The sequence below is a fragment of the Kushneria avicenniae genome, assembly GCF_900112585.1.
GTDB lineage: Bacteria > Pseudomonadota > Gammaproteobacteria > Pseudomonadales > Halomonadaceae > Kushneria > Kushneria avicenniae.
Window position 1 is genome coordinate 1 of the sequence record NZ_FOLY01000001.1, and the last position, 16,520, is coordinate 16,520.

Below are 16,520 nucleotides of genomic sequence, written 5' to 3' on the forward strand. Positions count from 1 at the left end.
GCGCTGATCGGAAAGCTCGTAGCGGCCTGCCATGCCAGTCTCCTGTTCGGTGAACAGGGGCAGCGTAGCAGTCATGACTTTTCAGACAGAACCTAAAACCGGTGTTCATCCATTGATGAATGGGAGCTTTACAGGTTCGGCCGCCATCCACCGCCGCGGTATAGTAGTCACTTCATGACGTACAGGAATTGAATCAATGACAGCGCTGCTTGAATCTGTGAAAAACATCGCGTGGCAGGCCTGTGATGCCATCATGGACATTTACCAGGGCTCGATAGAGATTACTGATAAGCCTGATCGTAGCCCCTTGACTCAGGCCGACCTGGCGGCGCATCAACTGATCACACGTCAGCTTTCAGAGTTGACGCCTGCATGGCCGATCCTTTCCGAAGAATCAGGTGCCGAAGAAATACAGCATCGACTGTCGTGGTCGACCTTCTGGCTGGTCGACCCTCTGGATGGCACCAAAGAGTTCATTGATCGAAATGGCGAGTTTACGGTCAACATTGCCCTGGTGCACAAGGGCCATCCGATACTTGGCGTGATCGCAGCGCCTGTTTTGAAGACCATGTGGTATGGCACAACAGGTGAGGGCGCATGGCGTCAGCGTCTGGGAGAGGCTGTTGAACCCATAAGGGCTGCTACATGGCAGATCGGGGAGAAACTGCGAGTGGTCGGAAGCCGCTCTCACAGTAGCGATGAGCTCAAGCACTTATTGGAAATTCTGCCGCCACATCATCTGGAGGGGGTGGGAAGCTCACTCAAGTTCTGTCGTATCGCAGAGGGCGCGGCCGACTGCTATCCAAGGCCCGGTTCGACATGCGAATGGGACACCGCCGCGGCTCATATCATTCTTGAAGAAGCCGGCGGTACGGTCCTTCAGCTGAACACCTCCACCATGCAGGTAGAGAAGCCTCTTCAATACAACCAGCGTTCAACGCTGGTCAATCCGGATTTTGTCGCTCTGGGTCGTGGGCTTGAGAAAAGATGGAACCATGACGGCTTTTTGAAAGAGACTGGCAGCAAAACACCTTAAATATTTTGCGGTACCTGCCGATAGTGTTTCCGTGAGAACAATGAATCCGCTTTTGCCTGCCAGGGTTCCCATTCAGGAGTGTGATAAATGGCCATTGAATCACTGGGTGTTGGCTCCAATCTTGACCTTACGTCACTGCTTTCAAATCTAAAATCTGCGGAGCAGGAAAAGCTTGCACCGATTAGTTCGAAGCTTTCTTCAACCAATGCCAAGCTCTCGGCTTTTGGACAGCTTCAAAGCTCGCTTGAAAGCTTTCAGACCGCCGCTCAGAAGTTGAACAGCGCCCAGCTTTACGAAGGGTTCGCTACCAAGGTAAGCGGCTCCGCCTTGACCGCCAGTGCAAGCAGTACTGCGGCGGCTGGCAGTTATGATATCAAGGTCAATTCTCTGGCTACGGCGCAGTCTCTGGCAACCTCTGGACGTGCTGATACAACGAGTACGGTTGGGACAGGTCAGCTCACGATCAGTGTTGGTGACAAGTCGACACCCATTGATATAGAGGATGGATCGTTAAGCGGTATTCGCGATGCGATCAATAAGGCTGATGCTGGCGTGAAAGCCTCTATTGTCAATGATGGCAGTGGGACACCCTATCGTCTGGTATTGAGCTCCGAGACGACAGGTGCTGCTTCCGCCATGTCCTTTGACAGCGATAACAGTGAACTCAGTGCGCTCTTTTCCGGGACGACCGAAACGGTACCCGCCGCGGATGCCTCCCTGACGGTGAATGGTCTTGCCATTACCAGTGCGTCCAATACCGTCGAAGAAGCCATTCAGGGGGTCACCCTTAACCTTGCAGAAACTACCGCTGAGGGCGCTTCAACAAAACTGACGGTCAGTCAGGATACTGAAAGTGTCAAAACGGCCGTACAGGACTTTGTAAAAGTTTATAACTCATTGGTTGACAGGATTAACTCGCTCACCAAGGTCAGTGGTGAGGGCGATAGTGTCAAGGGTGCCGCGCTGACGGGAAACAGCACTGTACGCTCCGTTCAAAGCACGCTACGCAATGTCATGAGCAGCGCTGTGAACGGCGAAGGCATGAATTACCTTTTTGAGGCCGGTATCAGTTTCAGCAGTGATATCAGTAAGCAGGGCAAGCTTGAAATCAGCGATGAGAAAAAACTCGATGATGCACTGGCCAACAATCTTGATGGGTTGAAAGGGCTGCTGGCAGGAGATGGCAAAACCGGTATAGCGTCCAGGCTCGATACCAGCATTACCCAGATGCTGACCAATAACGGCGCTGTTGCTAGTGCCAAGTCGGGCCTTGAAAGCTCGGTCAAAAGCCTGGAAGCCCGTAGCGAGCGGATGAAGGATACTATTGATACAACGGTTGAGCGCTATAAAAAGCAGTTTCAGCAGCTCGATTCGCTAATGTCAAAAATTAACAACACGCAGTCCTATCTCACCCAGCAATTTGAAGCTCTTAACGGTGCTTCGAAAAACTAACCGTTTCATAGCGGCGGATACCAATCATGTATGCACAAAAAGGGGCAAGCACCTACGCGTCGGTGGGTGTAGAGACAGGCGTCATGAGCGCATCACCTCATCAACTGATCGTCATGCTGTTCGATGGCGCCATGGCCGCCATCTTCAAAGCCAAATGGGCCATGGATCACAACGATGTTGCCGGTCGGGGCATGGCCATTTCAAAGGCCATCGATATCATTGATGGCGGGCTGCGCGCGAGTCTTGACATGACGCGTGGTGGCGAGCTGGCAGAGCGTCTGTCGTCGCTTTATGAATACATGTCACGCTCCCTGTTGAAGGCCAACGTGTCGAGTGACAGGGCACTGCTTGAGCATGTCGAAAATCTTTTGGGCGACATCGCAGGGGCCTGGAAGGAAATTGGCCCGAATGTACAGCAACCTGCTGCTTCCCGGGGCTGACATGGAAGAAAGACGTGCTCGGATCATTCATGGTTATGAGCGAGCTCTGGAACTGAGCCGCGAAATGCTTGGGCATGCTGATGCCGGTCAATGGGAACAGCTCATTGCGCTCGAGCATGACTATCTACATGAAATTGATCGTTTGAGAACACAGGATACGATCACGCTGGACAGTGATCGTCAGGCGCATAAAAAAGAGATTCTGTCGCAGCTTCTGACAAACGATCAGCGGTTACACTCTCTGCTGCAGCAAAGGCTTGCCGATCTGGGGCAACAGATTGGCAAGGGGCGGGTGCAGCAGCAGGTCAGTCTTGCCTATGGTGCAACATCAGCCCCGCTGGGGGAATAATCATGAGTACGATCACGCCACTGCTGGATACCTTGCTCCATAACGTTCTGGGGCGTCGGGCAGATCTGGATCGGGTGGCTTCAAGGCAGCCCGATTTGCCATTGGGTGGCGTGACCTATACCCCGGCTGTGCGGCATGGCACCTCCGATACTCCCGATGAAACCCTCAGGCGTCACCACCAGGACACTACCGCCAAAAGCAGTGCTTCTGACAAGACTTCTGTTCAGGTGGTCAATTCCGACCGCGGTAGCATGCTGGAGAGTCGGGCGGCAGAAACGACTTCCCGATCTTCCACAACGCATTTCAGCGCCGAAGCCAGAGCCATATCCCGGATTCTGGAGAAGTTTCCAGCTTCTGCCCCGGTCATCAGTACCAGCACCGTCATGTTACCGGCCGGGCGTGCGCCCGAGGTTGCTGTACTTGCAGCCACACTGGCAGGTCAAATCAGGTATAGCGGTCTTTTTTATGAGTCACATCTGCGTCAATGGCTTGTAGGCCAGCATGATCAGCAAGCGTTGATGAAGGAGCCGCAAAACAGGCCTGTCGCGCCATCCGCGACCGGAGCTCGGTTGCCTCTGGGTGCCGGGGGGCAGGAGCCCTTGATGCTGGCCACGCGCGAACGGGCTGCAGTGCCTTCGGGCGATAGTACATCACCTCAGACTCAGTCAGGAAATGCAGCTTCCATGAGCCCGGCCCAGGATGATCTTCAGAGCATTCTTCGCCATCAGCTGGAGCTCATGACCCACTCGCTGGTTCGTTGGGAAGGATTTCTAACGCCTCAGGTGCCTGTGCATTGGGAAATCGAGCAGGGCCCCGAGACAGCGATTGATGACAATGAGTCATCGCGTGTCTGGCGTTCAAGGTTGAAACTGTCATTGCCGGAGCTGGGACCTGTTGATCTGGAAGTCAGCCTGCAGAACAAAACCATCAGTATCAATGGCAGCGTAGAGGGCCCTTATCTCGCATGGATGACCATCCAGGGGCGTCATCTTGACGAACGCATGGCCGGGGCCGGGCTTCAATTGGCCGCACTGCATTTCTCGCCTCAAAATCGGGATGGCCATGGCGAGGAAGCCATATGACCACATCTGACGACCAGTCGTTCGATCGCCAACGCGCGGTGGCCATAGCGCATGATGCCAATGAGGCGCCTCGTGTGGTGGCCAAGGGATATGGCACGACAGCTGATGCCATTATAGAAAAGGCTCAGGCAAGCGGTGTTTATGTCCATCAGTCTGCCGAGCTGGTCAATCTTTTGTTGCATGTCGATCTCGATGATCACATTCCACAGGAGCTTTATCTGGCACTCGCAGAGCTTTTGTGCTGGATACACGAGCTCGAGCAGGATGTCGCCTCCCTGCGTTGATGCGCAACGTAACCTTTTTGTAACCCATGGATACAATAAAATCTTTCTGAACCAACGAAATAGGCCCCATAGTGGGCCTTTTTCGTCTAATGCTGATTTTATTAGTTAATTTATCTGCTACTTTCTTAGTGGAGGGTATGAGAAAACATTGTTTTAAAACTAATTAAAAAAAAGGTTGTGGTATGAAAGTATGATGTGTCAATATTGCAGAAAGTAACGGGGCGTTACATTTTGAGGTGCGAATGTCGACCCGCTTTGTAATGACCTGTCGCGTCAAAGGGTCAAGAGCGTGAACAATCGCCGCTGCATCTGTCGCGAACAGGAACAAAATTTCGAGACGAGGGGAAGGGAACATGACTACGAGCCATCTGCTGGATGATATTCGCAACGTCAATCTGTCTTATCTGCTTCTGGTACAGCGTCTTTTGAACGAAGACCGCTCATCGGCCATGTTCAGACTGAAACTGAACGAGCAGATGGCGGATACTCTTGCATCGTTACCCATTTCCCAGCTTGCCAAGCTCGCCAATTCCAATCAGCTGCTGTGCCATTTTGCACTGGGTGATCCGGCTCAGCTTGCCTCGCTGACAACGCAGCAGCGTGAAGACGATCTCAAACGTACCCATGCCGCCATTCTGCTGGCAGGCAGCATGCATGAAGAGGAGGAGGTGGTGCTGAAAAAGGGGCATCACCATGGCCGATAAGAGTGTCATCAACGAGGTTCGAGATATTCAACTGGCGATCGAGCTGATCGAGCTCGGAGCCAGATTGCAGGTACTTGAAACCGAAACCGATCTCTCTCGTGGGCGACTGATTCGTCTTTACAAGGAAGTGCGCGGCGTTTCACCGCCGAAAGGCATGCTGCCGTTTTCAACAGACTGGTTTATTACCTGGCTTCCCAATATTCATTCGTCACTTTTTTACAATATTTATCTGTCTCTGCGGGAAAAAAGCAGCTGTGATCGTATGGAGGCCATCATCAAGGCCTACCGGCTCTATTTTGAGCAGATTTCCATGCTTGAAGATGGTGAGGCGGTACTGGGTCTGACCCGGGCATGGACGCTGGTACGCTTTTTTGAAAGTGACATGATGCAGCTTTCCTCGTGTACTTCATGTAGTGGCAGGTTTGTTAACCACGCACACAGCCTTGATCAGGATTTTGTCTGCGGCATCTGTCAGCCTCCCTCACGAGCCGGAAAAACGCGCCGGGCTGCTGAAAGGGAGCGTATCCGCAAGGAAAGCGGCGGGTCGCAATACTAGCCTGTTTTTAAAGCGAGTCTTTTTTGAAAGCACTGTTATCGACGGCCCTGCTGTAGACAGTCCCGTTTTTGCCATGACTTTTCTCTCGCCCCGAAGGCTTTCGCCTTTGGGGTTTTTTATGTGTTGCCCAGCGATGGCCTGCTGGATTTCAAAAAAGAAAAATGACCCCTTTTTCGAAAGCTAGTCCTGCCTTTGACCTGCCATGAAAGTCGTTAATGTTGCAGACATTATCCTGCTGCCCGAATCGATAAAATCGAAGAAGGCATGCCGCTTTTTCCCCGATGAATCTGATGGTATGGGCGCTCAAGCCGGGCCACTTTCGGCCGATGTTATCTCCAGATTCTGAATACTGAGGAATTACCGTGCTTATATTATTTGGGTATGTTGCTGTTGTTGCCTCGGTAATCGGGGGGTACATGATGGTGGGCGGGCACCTGGCTGTGCTGCTGCAACCAGCCGAGGTTGTCATCATCTGTGGTGCTGCCCTGGGAGCTTTTATTGCCAGTAACAATGGCAAGTCCATCAAGGCCACGTTGCGTGTTGTTCCAAAGCTCAAGGGAAGCGTCAAGTACAACAAGGAGCTTTTCATGGAGCTCATGGCGCTTTTATACCTTCTGCTGGCCAAGGGCCGTCAGGAGGGAATGATGGCACTTGAGCGCGATGTGGAGTCTCCCTCGGAAAGTCCGCTGTTCACGCGCTACCCCAAGCTGATGGCGGACCCGTTGTTGATGGAGTTTCTAACGGATTATCTGCGCTTGATGATCAGCGGCAACATGGATGCCTTTGAAATCGAATCCCTGATGGATCATGAAATCGAGACCTTTCAGCATGAAGCTGAAATTCCCGCCAACAGCATTGCAGGCGTAGGGGACGGTCTGCCGGCATTTGGCATCGTGGCTGCGGTCATGGGGGTTGTCCACGCACTGGGCGCCGAAGGGTTGTCGCCTGAAGAGGTCGGACCGCTGATTGCACACGCTCTGGTGGGCACCTTTCTCGGCATCCTGCTGGCCTACGGCTTTGTGACGCCACTGGCAACGCACATTCGCCATCAGATTAGTGAAGTCGAAAAGATGCTGCAGTGCATCAAGGTCACGCTCCTGGCCAATCTTAATGGCTATGCGCCGCCGATCGCGGTCGAGTTTGGACGCAAGGCGCTTTATTCAAGCGAGCGTCCCAGCTTCAACGAGCTTGAAGAGCATGTTCGCAGCGTTCGTTCACAGCCCAGCGGTAACGGACAGGGTTAAACCATGAGCCAGCATCGTCGCCCCATTGTCGTACGTCGCAAGAAGGCTGCCAGCCATCACGGCTCACATGGCAGCTGGAAGATTGCCTATGCCGATTTCATGACGGCCATGATGGCCTTCTTTCTGGTCATGTGGCTTCTGGCAGGGACTTCCAAGGCCGAGTTCGAGCAGATCAGCGAATACTTCCGCACGCCGCTCAAGGTGGCGCTGGCGGGGGGTGATCGTAACTCGGCCAGCAACAGTGCCATTCCGGGCGGCGGCGATGATGTCATGCACACGGATGGCGAGCGCTCTCGCATTACCATTGAGCAGAACAGTGGCATGGCCGCTGACATGTCAGCGCTCAGCAGGCTCAAGGCCCGGCTTGAGGCGCTGATGCAGGAAGATCCTGCCCTGCGGGATCTGCGTTCACAGATGCGGTTGGACCTGACGCCCGAAGGGCTTCGAATCCAGCTCGTCGACAGCCAGCGCCGACCGATGTTCGAGGTGGGAAGTGCCCGCGTGGCGCCCTATATGCACCGCATACTTACGGCCATTGCGCCCCTGCTCAATGAGCTTCCCAACAAGCTGACCCTGTCCGGACATACGGATGACCTGCCGTTCGCGGCCGGCCTCAGAGGGTACAGTAACTGGGAGCTCTCGGCGGATCGGGCCAATGCCTCACGGCGCGAGCTTGTGGCAGGCGGACTGGAGCCCGAGAAACTGCTTCGAGTCATTGGCATGGCAGACACGATGAACATGCCCGGTGAGGAAGATAGCGCGCTCAACCGTCGGATCAGCATCCTGGTACTCAACAGTCGTGCGCAGAAGATGATGGAGCAGGAAAACATGGCACCCGGCACACCGGCTGTCATCGACAGTGATCAGCCGCCGGCTTCGATTGATGCGCTGACCCGGGATGGAAGCAGCACCACGAACGCTGCCGGGTCCGAACAGGTGGCTGCACAATGACAGGTGGCTGCACAATGAACGGCAGGTCGGCAGGTTTTGATAACACATTCGCGTGCGCTCGACTCGGGCGCTGGGACGAATCCAGAAGCAGGGCAGGGCATCAGTCGTGAGCATCGATATCACCGAGTTCTACCAGACATTCTTTGAAGAGGCCGAGGAACTGCTCAGTGACATGGAGCAGCAGCTGTTGCAGCTGGATCCCAGCGATCCTGACAGTGAACAGCTCAACGCCATCTTCCGGGCGGCGCACTCCATCAAGGGCGGTGCGGGTACCTTTGGCTTTACCGTTTTGCAGGAGACCACGCACCTTTTCGAGAATCTGCTCGACCAGGCGCGTCATCATGAACTTGCGCTTGACCCGACCATCATCGACATATTTCTGGAAACCAAGGATATGCTCAGCGATCAGCTCAATGCCTATCGTCAACAGACCGAGCCGGACAGCGCTGCCTATGAGCGTATCTGTAACACCCTGAAGACACTGGCAGAAGAAAAGGGGCGGGGAAGCAGCGCTGCGCCTGCGGCGATCGAAAAGGCGCCAGTAGCTGCCCCGGCCGGCGACGGCACGGTGGTGATCAAAATCGCCGGCGTTGCGGCAGACAGTGCCGCTAGTCTGGCAGAAGAGCTGGCGTTGTTTGGTACGGTTATCGAGCAGCAGCACGGTGAAGACGTACTGACCGTCAAGCTTGAAACCGCCACGGGAGAAGACGATATTCGCGCCGTGCTCTGCTTTGTGGTCGATGAAGATCAGATCACTTTTGAAGGGGCTGCGGCTGCACCCTCTGAAAGTGCCGCGTCGGTGCCGGTATCTGACGATGTCGAGCCGGCCCTGATCGAGGAGGCGGTGGCGTCATCACAGCCGGCAGCCGAGACCGCCGCGGCGCCGGCCGAGCCTGCCAAAGCAGCGGCAACGGCTGCCAAAAAGCCCGAGCGTTCAGCGGCCAGCAGCGAAAATGCCTCACTGCGAGTATCGATTGAAAAAATCGATCAGATCATCAATCTGGTCGGCGAGCTGGTCATCACCCAGTCCATGCTGGAACAGGGCACGGCCGATTTTGATCCGGTGACCCACGGTAATCTGCTCAGTGGTATGACGCAGCTTCAGCGTAATGCTCGTGATCTGCAGGAAGCGGTCATGTCGATTCGCATGATGCCCATGGATGTTGTTTTCAACCGGTTCCCGCGGCTGGTGCGCGATCTTGCCGGCAAACTTGGCAAGCAGGTCGAGCTTGAAACGGTGGGCAAATCCACCGAACTCGACAAGGGACTTATCGAGCGCATTGTGGATCCGCTGACACACCTGGTGCGCAACAGTCTGGATCACGGCATCGAAACGCCTGATCGTCGTCTGGCCGCCGGCAAGCCGACAGCGGGCAGACTGACCCTGTCAGCCAGCCATCAGGGGGGCAACATTCTTATCGAGATCAGCGATGACGGGGCCGGCCTGAACCGGGAACGCATCCTGAAAAAGGCACGTGAAAACGGTCTGCCCGTTTCCGATGCCATGAGTGATGACGATGTCTGGCAGCTGATCTTTGCACCGGGCTTCTCAACGGCGGAGCAGGTCACCGACCTGTCCGGACGTGGCGTCGGCATGGACGTGGTCAAGCGTAATATCGCCCAGATGGGGGGCCACGTGGATATCCTGTCCCGGCCCGGTCAGGGCACTACGACACGCATCGTGCTGCCGCTGACGCTTGCCATTCTCGACGGCATGTCGGTTCGTGTGGGAGAGGAGGTCTATATCCTGCCGCTGGGTGCCATCAAGGAATCCATGCAGGTTCGGCCGGAAGATATCAGTACCGTGACGGGCAACGATCGCGTCCTGCATGTGCGCGGCGAATACCTGCCGCTGGTCGAACTCTATCGCGTTTTTGATATCCCCGATGCGCAGCAGGATGTCACCAAAGGGATTGTCATGATCGTACAGAGCGAAGGGCGCAGCTTTGCGCTTCAGGTGGATCAGCTGATCGGGCAGCACCAGGTGGTGGTCAAGAATCTGGAAACCAATTATCGACGCGTCGCCGGTATCTCTGCTGCCACCATCCTGGGGGATGGCAGCGTGGCACTGATTCTGGATATTCCTGCGCTGTCACGGACACCACAGGACCGAGAGGGCGGTCATGCGGGGCAGTCTCGTAGCGCCGCCGCATTGCACTAAAACGAATTCAAAAAGAACCACCACTTTTAATACTGTCCGACGGGTCGGGCATCAGGGAGTTGAGACAATGGAAACTTCTGCTATCGAAAAAGCGCATCTGGACGGTGAAAGTCATGAATTTCTGGTTTTCAGACTGGGCTCGGAAGAGTACGGCATTGATATTCTGAGCGTTCAGGAGATTCGTGGCTACGAGGGGGTAACACGCATCGCCAATGCCCCTTCCTTTATCAAGGGTGTGACCAATCTTCGTGGCGTGATCGTGCCGATCGTTGATCTGCGGCTCAAGTTTGCGCTGGGTAACGCCGACTACACGGCACAGACGGTCGTGATCGTACTCAACATCGGTCATCGTGTGGTCGGTGTGGTCGTGGATGGCGTTTCTGACGTGCTGGCCCTGACCGGCGAACAGATCAAGCCGGCGCCGGAGTTCGGATCGACACTTTCCACGCACTATCTGATGGGGCTGGGCAGTCTGGACGATCGCATGCTGATCCTGGTCGATATCGAAAAGCTGATGACCAGCGAAGAGATGGCTCTGATCGACAAGGCTGCCTGATTCATTGCTTTCTTTTTTCAAAAGCGCCGGCAGATGCCGGCGCTTTTTTGTATGCGCACAGGTCGGGCATCGACACAAATAGCGTAGTTTAAGACGCGCTAATCCAATCTTTGTTTTGGCCGGGCTGTAGTTTGATGTGCGTAGACACGCTGGCATCTGCCGGTCAATGGGGCTATTGCAGGAGTTTCGAGAGTGCGCAACAACCAACCGGTCAATGACCAGCACTATGTTCTGGGCGACCAGCAGTTTCTGATCTCCCAGACGGATACTGACGGCAATATCATTTATGCCAACCCGGCCTTCATCGACGTCAGCGGATTTGAACGTCACGAGCTGATTGGTGCGCCTCACAATCTGGTGCGACACCCCGACATGCCAAAGGTGGCCTTTGCCAATCTCTGGCAGACCCTGCGTGACGGCGAGACCTGGGTTGGCATGGTGAAAAACCGGCGCAAGGATGGTGGTTATTACTGGGTCCGGGCGACCGTCATGCCGATGATCGAGGAAGGCCGCCTCAAGGGGTATGCCTCGGTTCGGGTCAAGGCCGACGATGCTGCCATTGCCCACGCTGACCATGTATACCGACAGATCAACAGCGGTCAGGGTGGACGCTGGACCCTGGTGCAGGGGGTAATCACGCCGGCTGGTCCACGGGGCTGGCCGAGTCGTTTCAAACGAATGACCAATGCGCGTCGGGCCGGCTGGGCAGGCATGACCTGTGCTCTGTCTTCCACCGCGCTATTGGGACTGCTGCTGGCAGATTATGAAATATTTTCTACACAGCAGTCCCTGCCCGTCACCATGAGCGTACTGACCCTCGGAGCAGCCTTCCTTTCAAGCGTGAGTGGCGTTGCCAGTGCCCTGCTGGCGCGACGCGTACAGCGATCGCTTGATCAGGCACTGCTGTGCTGTCGCCAGATCGCCAGCGGCGATCTCGAGATGAGCCATCACAGTCAGGACCAGTTGATGATCGCGCTGGATACCATGCGAAAGTGCGTGCTGTGTGTTGTGCGTGACGTCAAGAGAAGCGCCGGCGTCATGGCGCCGGCCAGCAATGAGCTGGCCAGTGGCAATCAGGATCTCTCCCGGCGTACCGAAGAGCAGGCAGCATCGCTTGAGCAGACCGCCAGCAGCATGGAGGAGTTGACCGCCACCGTCGGCCACAACGCCGAACATGCCGGCAATGCTTCGCAGCTGGCCCACCAGGCTTCAAGTGTCGCAGAGCGAGGGCATACCGAAATGGATGATGTCGTGGCGCGTATGCAGAGCATCGCGCAGGCCTCGACCCGTATCTCCGACATCGTGGGTGTTATCGACGGTATCGCTTTTCAAACCAACATTCTGGCGCTCAACGCTTCGGTGGAAGCCGCTCGTGCCGGCGAGCAGGGCAAGGGGTTTGCCGTGGTCGCCAATGAAGTACGCAGTCTGGCCGGTCGCAGTGCTCAGGCCGCCCGAGAAATTCGCGAACTGATCGACCAATCCTCGGTTGAAGTCAGCGCTGGCGGTGAACTGGTCACCCGAGCGCAATCCACCATGACTGATATTGTCAGCGGCGTACATCGCGTCAGCAGTCTGATGGAAGAGATCTCCTCGGCCAGTCGCGAGCAGAAAAACGGCATCGAGCAGATCGGTCAGGCCATCAACCGCATGGATGAAATGACGCAGCAGAACGCCGCCATGGTCGAGCAGTCCTCGGCTGCGTCCGAATCGATGCGTCAAAACGCCGATCACCTCAATGAAATTGTCAGTCTTTTCAGGATCAAGGAAAGCTCGCGGACGCCGATAATAGCTTCACACAGGACTGCGCCAGCAACAGGGTGCGAGAAGCAGTCCGGTGGCCTGGAGTCGAAACGGCGTGCACCAGTGTCTATCGAGTCCGGCCAGACCGGTGCCTCTGCTGTCAGGATGTCAGCCACTCGTCAGCGTGACGAGTCGATTTCTGACAAGGCAGACGAGGACTGGACCACCTTTTGATCACCCCGGGTGATGCGGAGAAAAAGACGTGACAGAAGTCGCTGAAAGCCGCGATCTGAAACTGACACACGAGGACTTCGAGCGTGTCAGACGCTTGATCCACGAGCGTGCAGGTATCGCACTGGCACTACACAAAAAGGAAATGGTGTATAGCCGTCTGGCGCGTCGTCTGCGCACGCTCGGGCTCAACCAGTTCAGGGCCTATCTCGACATTCTGGATGGGCATGCTGAATCTCCCGAGTGGGAGCATTTCGTCAATGCACTGACGACCAATCTGACATCGTTTTTTCGCGAGGCGCATCACTTCCCGATTCTGGCCGATCACGTTCGCGCCCAGAGCAGCAATATCAAGGTCTGGTGCTGCGCGGCCTCGACCGGTGAAGAGCCGTGGTCACTGGCCATGACGCTGACCGAAGCGCTTGGACCCAAGGCGCAGAATGCCCGGATCGTGGCGACCGACATCGATACCCGGGCGCTTGCCACAGCTTCTGCCGGCATCTATCCGATCAATCAGATCGAGAAACTGTCGATGGAGCAGCGCAAGCGGTTTTTCATGCGCGGAGTGGGAGCGAAATCAGGCGTGGCGCGCGTTAACCCGGCGCTTTCGGCCATGGTGGAATATCGCCAGCTGAATCTGCTGGAGGCGCGATGGAACATGGAAGGGCCGTTTGATGCCATCTTCTGCCGCAACATCATGATCTATTTCGACAAGCCCACCCAGAAGCGGATTCTGGAAAGGTTCGCGCCGCTGCTCAAACCCAACGGGCTCTTGTTTGCAGGTCACTCGGAAAACTTTACCTATCTGACCGATGTGTTTCGGCTGCAGGGGCATACCGTTTATGGACTGGCATCCAGTCCGGGATCGCGACCATGAAACCCCGCGAGCGGGAAGGCTTGGCCAACCATTTTTACTTTGATCGCGATGATCATCTCGACGCCGTCAAACTGTTACCAAGCGAGTATTACGTGGCCTCGACACCGATGGTGCTGTCGACGGTGCTGGGGTCATGTGTCTCGGCATGTATCCGCGACAGTGTTGCCGGTGTTGGCGGCATGAACCACTACATGCTGCCCGGTGATGGCAGCCACGATACCAGCGGACCTCGACTGCGCTATGGCGAGCATGCCATGAGTACGCTGGTGGAAGAGATCTGCCGACGGGGCGGGCGACGTGACCGGCTGGAAGCCAAGGTGTTTGGCGGCGGTATGGTCATCGCCGGCATGGCCTCGCGCATCGGGTTTGCCAACGCCGAGTTTGTCATGGCGTGGCTTGATCGCGAAAACATTCGAGTGCTCGCGCAGGATCTCAACGGTAGCCATGCGCGTCGCGTGCACTATCTGCCCGGAAGCGGTCAGGTACGGGTCCGACGTCTCAGCGGTAGTGCCACGGTCTGCAGTCGCGAGAAGACGATGATCGAAGCACTGGTCGAAGACGCTGTCCATCCGTTGGTCACGGCAGCAGCAGGCATGAGAGGAGCAGGACGGTGAGCAAGATCAAGGTATTGTGTGTTGACGACTCGGCACTGATTCGCAGTCTGATCAGCGAAATCATCAATCAGGAGCCTGACATGGAGGTGGTCGCCACGGCCCCCGATCCATTGGTGGCCCGGGACCTGATCAAGCGGACCAACCCTGACGTGCTGACACTGGACGTCGAAATGCCGCGCATGGATGGCCTGGATTTTCTGGAAAGGCTCATGCGGCTGCGTCCCATGCCGGTTGTCATGGTCTCTTCCCTGACGGAGCGGGGGTCGGAAATCACCATGCGGGCGCTCGAGCTGGGGGCCGTGGATTTTGTGACCAAGCCACAGCTGGGCATTCGTGAAGGCATGGCCGAATACGCACATGCCATCACCGACAAGATTCGCGCCGCATCCAGAGCAAGACTCAAGGCGGCGCAGCCATCGTCAAGCCCTGCGCCGGCGGCCCTGCGCGCGCCGCTGTATTCCAGCGAGAAGCTGCTGATTATCGGTGCCTCGACCGGAGGGACGGAGGCCATTCGGGAGTTTCTGATGCCGCTGCCCTCGGACAGCCCGGCCATCCTGATCACCCAGCATATGCCGGCCGGCTTTACCAAATCCTTTGCCGCGCGTCTGGACAGCCTCTGTCGTATCAGCGTGCGCGAAGCCGTACATGGCGAGCGAGTGCTGCCCGGTCATGCCTATCTGGCGCCTGGTGGCGAAGCACACCTTCGCCTGGTACGCAGCGGCGCCAATTACGTGATCTCGCTGGATCACGAAGCACCCATCAATCGTCATCGCCCCTCCGTTGACGCCCTGTTTGAATCCGCCGCCATCAACGCTGGCAAGAACGCCATCGGGGTTTTGCTGACCGGCATGGGCAAGGATGGAGCGCAGGGGCTTTTGAAAATGCGTGAGGCCGGCGCCTGGACCCTGGCTCAGGATGAGGCCAGCTGTGTGGTCTTTGGCATGCCGCGCGAGGCGATCGCGCTGGGCGCGGCATGCGAAGTCGTTCCTATCACCAGCATGTGCGAGCGGGCGCTGGCGCAGCTGGGTGGCAGCAATCGTCAGGCACTGCGCGTCTAGTGCTGCATTACTGAATCGTTGACTCGCGCGCAAGCGCACTTATTTGAAAAGGAAATAACCGACATGGCTGACAAGAACATTCACATCCTGGTGGTCGATGACTTTCCCACCATGCGACGTATCGTGCGCAACCTCCTCAAGGAGCTGGGCTTCAACAACGTCGATGAAGCAGAAGACGGCGTTGATGGTCTGGCCAAGCTGCGCAGCGACAGCTTCGGCTTTGTGGTCTCGGACTGGAACATGCCCAATCTGGACGGCCTGGAGATGCTCAAGCAGATCCGCGCTGATGACAACCTCAAGCATCTGCCGGTACTGATGGTGACGGCCGAGGCCAAGAAGGAAAACATCATTGCCGCCGCGCAGGCCGGTGCCAACGGTTACGTGGTCAAACCCTTTACCGCGGCGACGCTCGAAGAGAAGCTGAACAAGATCTTCGAAAAGCTCGATAAATAAGTCTGCGGATTGACATCGGGAGTGAACGACATGACAGCCAATGCGAACCCACACAGCGCAGATGATGCGATCCCGCAGGATCTTATCGCCAGAATCGGCCAGCTCACGCGCGCCCTGCGTGACAACATGCGAGAGCTTGGCCTGGACAAGGAGGTCGAAAAGGCCGCCCAGGCCATCCCGGACTCCAGGGATCGGCTGGGCTATATCGCCTCCATGACCGAGCAGGCGGCCGAGCGCTCGCTCAATGCCATCGAGATTGCCCAGCCCATTCAGGACAATATCGAAAAGCAGTCATCAGAGCTGGCGGCCCGGTGGGACCAGTGGTTTGACAAGCCGCTCGAGCAGGCTGAGGCCCGCGATCTGGTCGGTGACACCCGTGCCTATCTCGAGTGGGTGCCGGCACAGACACGTGCGACCCAGAGTCAGCTGATGGAAGTCATGATGGCCCAGGATTTTCAGGATCTGACTGGTCAGGTCATCAAGAAAATGATGGAAGTCATTCATGAAATCGAGCGCGAACTGGTACAGGTGCTGATCGATAGCATTCCGTCGGATACCATGCGCGAGCGTGCTCAGGAAAATAGCAGCAAGTCACCGGATGGTCTTCTCAACGGTCCGCAGATCAAGACGGATGGGCGCACCGATATCGTCACCGATCAGTCACAGGTCGATGATCTGCTCGACAGCCTCGGCTTCTAGGGTTATTGCCTGCTTATATGTCGAATAGCTCTC

18 protein-coding genes are annotated in these 16,520 nt (G+C 56.3%); all 18 read left to right on the forward strand.

All coding sequences use genetic code 11. The features are described from left to right. Positions 1-196 precede the first annotated feature (196 nt). The 18 genes from cysQ to cheZ all read left to right on the forward strand — a co-directional run bounded on the left by cysQ (position 197) and on the right by cheZ (position 16,487). Positions 197-1,036 carry a 3'(2'),5'-bisphosphate nucleotidase CysQ gene (cysQ, locus tag BM079_RS00005; RefSeq protein ID WP_090129572.1) on the forward strand — a complete coding sequence of 280 codons (840 nt, stop codon included), beginning with the start codon at positions 197-199 and terminating at the stop codon, positions 1,034-1,036. A gap of 87 nt (positions 1,037-1,123) precedes the next feature. Then, positions 1,124-2,488: a flagellar filament capping protein FliD gene (fliD, locus tag BM079_RS00010; protein WP_090129575.1), complete on the forward strand. Its 1,365-nt coding sequence runs from the start codon at positions 1,124-1,126 to the stop codon at positions 2,486-2,488. A 26-nt stretch (positions 2,489-2,514) separates the two neighbouring features. After that, positions 2,515-2,928, forward strand: a complete 414-nt coding sequence (fliS, locus tag BM079_RS00015) for a flagellar export chaperone FliS (RefSeq protein ID WP_090129577.1) — start codon at positions 2,515-2,517, stop codon at positions 2,926-2,928. A 1-nt stretch (position 2,929) separates the two neighbouring features. Beyond that, positions 2,930-3,277, forward strand: a complete 348-nt coding sequence (fliT, locus tag BM079_RS00020) for a flagellar protein FliT (protein ID WP_175489536.1) — start codon at positions 2,930-2,932, stop codon at positions 3,275-3,277. Between the two features lie 2 nt (positions 3,278-3,279). Then, positions 3,280-4,359: a flagellar hook-length control protein FliK gene (gene fliK, locus BM079_RS00025; RefSeq protein ID WP_090129581.1), complete on the forward strand. Its 1,080-nt coding sequence runs from the start codon at positions 3,280-3,282 to the stop codon at positions 4,357-4,359. Then, entirely contained in the window at positions 4,356-4,643 is a 288-nt protein-coding gene (locus tag BM079_RS00030; protein ID WP_090129582.1) for an EscU/YscU/HrcU family type III secretion system export apparatus switch protein, read from the forward strand. The genes fliK and BM079_RS00030 overlap by 4 nt, the downstream gene beginning before the upstream one ends. Positions 4,644-4,996: 353 nt before the next feature. Next, positions 4,997-5,347, forward strand: a complete 351-nt coding sequence (flhD, locus tag BM079_RS00035) for a flagellar transcriptional regulator FlhD (protein ID WP_090129583.1) — start codon at positions 4,997-4,999, stop codon at positions 5,345-5,347. Next, the gene (flhC, locus tag BM079_RS00040; protein ID WP_090129585.1) at positions 5,337-5,903 is read left to right on the forward strand and encodes a flagellar transcriptional regulator FlhC; all 567 of its coding nucleotides are present in this window, start codon (positions 5,337-5,339) and stop codon (positions 5,901-5,903) included. The genes flhD and flhC overlap by 11 nt, the downstream gene beginning before the upstream one ends. Before the next feature lie 362 nt (positions 5,904-6,265). Then, entirely contained in the window at positions 6,266-7,147 is an 882-nt protein-coding gene (motA, locus tag BM079_RS00045; protein WP_090129587.1) for a flagellar motor stator protein MotA, read from the forward strand. Positions 7,148-7,150: 3 nt separating this feature from the next. Next, entirely contained in the window at positions 7,151-8,098 is a 948-nt protein-coding gene (gene motB, locus BM079_RS00050; RefSeq protein ID WP_090129589.1) for a flagellar motor protein MotB, read from the forward strand. A 112-nt stretch (positions 8,099-8,210) separates the two neighbouring features. Then, positions 8,211-10,259 carry a chemotaxis protein CheA gene (cheA, locus tag BM079_RS00055; protein WP_090130723.1) on the forward strand — a complete coding sequence of 683 codons (2,049 nt, stop codon included), beginning with the start codon at positions 8,211-8,213 and terminating at the stop codon, positions 10,257-10,259. Between the two features lie 67 nt (positions 10,260-10,326). Beyond that, entirely contained in the window at positions 10,327-10,815 is a 489-nt protein-coding gene (gene cheW, locus BM079_RS00060) for a chemotaxis protein CheW (RefSeq protein ID WP_090129591.1), read from the forward strand. A 192-nt stretch (positions 10,816-11,007) separates the two neighbouring features. Next, positions 11,008-12,789 carry a methyl-accepting chemotaxis protein gene (locus BM079_RS00065; RefSeq protein WP_090129593.1) on the forward strand — a complete coding sequence of 594 codons (1,782 nt, stop codon included), beginning with the start codon at positions 11,008-11,010 and terminating at the stop codon, positions 12,787-12,789. A 28-nt stretch (positions 12,790-12,817) separates the two neighbouring features. Continuing rightward, positions 12,818-13,663 carry a CheR family methyltransferase gene (locus BM079_RS00070; protein ID WP_090129595.1) on the forward strand — a complete coding sequence of 282 codons (846 nt, stop codon included), beginning with the start codon at positions 12,818-12,820 and terminating at the stop codon, positions 13,661-13,663. After that, the gene (locus tag BM079_RS00075) at positions 13,660-14,277 is read left to right on the forward strand and encodes a chemotaxis protein CheD (protein WP_090129597.1); all 618 of its coding nucleotides are present in this window, start codon (positions 13,660-13,662) and stop codon (positions 14,275-14,277) included. Before BM079_RS00070 ends, BM079_RS00075 begins: the two co-directional genes overlap by 4 nt. Further along, entirely contained in the window at positions 14,274-15,335 is a 1,062-nt protein-coding gene (locus tag BM079_RS00080; RefSeq protein WP_090129599.1) for a protein-glutamate methylesterase/protein-glutamine glutaminase, read from the forward strand. Before BM079_RS00075 ends, BM079_RS00080 begins: the two co-directional genes overlap by 4 nt. A 63-nt stretch (positions 15,336-15,398) precedes the next feature. After that, positions 15,399-15,788, forward strand: coding sequence for a chemotaxis response regulator CheY (gene cheY, locus BM079_RS00085; RefSeq protein WP_090129602.1), 390 nt, complete (start codon positions 15,399-15,401; stop codon positions 15,786-15,788). A gap of 30 nt (positions 15,789-15,818) precedes the next feature. After that, positions 15,819-16,487, forward strand: a complete 669-nt coding sequence (gene cheZ, locus BM079_RS00090; RefSeq protein WP_090129604.1) for a protein phosphatase CheZ — start codon at positions 15,819-15,821, stop codon at positions 16,485-16,487. Positions 16,488-16,520: the final 33 nt, after the last annotated feature.